The sequence below is a fragment of the Anoxybacillus sp. J5B_2022 genome (assembly GCF_026847645.1).
In the GTDB taxonomy this organism is placed as follows: Bacteria; Bacillota; Bacilli; order Bacillales; family Anoxybacillaceae; genus Anoxybacteroides.
Window position 1 is genome coordinate 1 of the sequence record NZ_JAPSMC010000157.1, and the last position, 1,046, is coordinate 1,046.

At 35.1% G+C, this 1,046-nt stretch carries 1 pseudogene; it reads right to left on the reverse strand.

Annotated elements, in window-relative coordinates:
* Nucleotides 1-36: 36 nt before the first annotated feature.
* Nucleotides 37-1,046, reverse strand: a pseudogene (locus M4I42_RS16950) (DISARM system helicase DrmA); the annotation flags it as partial.

Here is a 1,046-nt window from a genome sequence, read left to right on the forward strand (position 1 = left end):
TTTTGTTTGGTTGTAAATTTATGTTAGCGAATTTGCTCATCTACAGTCATTAACTGTAACCTGTCCACCAACCCAAAATCCAACTGAGTATTCACTTCTTCCAAATCTCTTTTCCGTATCTGTTTGACGAATATATTCACAAGCGCAAATCATTCTCAGCAATCGATCTCTTTGTTGAGTCGTTAATAAGCGTAGTGTATATCTAATGAAGATAGTAACTCCGCCATCTTTTTGAAATCTTTGTTCTGAATCCGCGCTTAATCGCCTATATCCTAAAAGAAATGCTGCTAATCCTAAGTAAGCTTCTGTTTTTCCTCCACCTGTAGGAAACCACAACAAGTCAACTATTTTCCGTTCTTTCGATCGCGGGTTTACAACGCCTTCTAAATTAAGAAGAATAAAAGCTATTTGGAAAGGTCGCCAAGCAAAATGTTCTTTCTTTATTTCCTCTTCTAAACTCGTTTTATTTTTCGAAAACGCCTTCATCGCACTTTGAACATGCATTACTTTGTTCATAAACACAAATGCTTCAAAAACCTTTTCGTCATTTAACAGCTGTACCCCTTTACGAATTCTACGCAACGCAAACATGCAATCGTCTATATTCTGTTTAGTCTGCTCTCTCTCTGCAACTTGATGCGAAGATAAACTGTCTATCCATTCTTCATAACGATCCGCTAGATTATTTAATCGAGCAATTATTTCTTGCTGATTTATTTCATCAGAAAAAAACTTGATAGAAAGAAAATTCGCAGGGATATCTCCAAATTTCTTGCTGTACGGTAATTCTGTTTTCATTTTATTTACTTCATGTGTAGGAATAAACTCGGTTTTCAATCTATATGCTTGTTTTTCATTTTTGGCTTCCCAACTTGCCGCACATCCAAATCCTTTAGCAAAAGTTGGTTTATTTCGATAAATAAACTCTTCAAAAGGCTGCTCTGATAAATTAGATCTTGCTATGTTCTCTGCAATAAAAATTGCTTTACCTTCTCTATTAAATACTTCAAGTTCTACTTGAAAAAACGCATCCCCTTTATTTACAC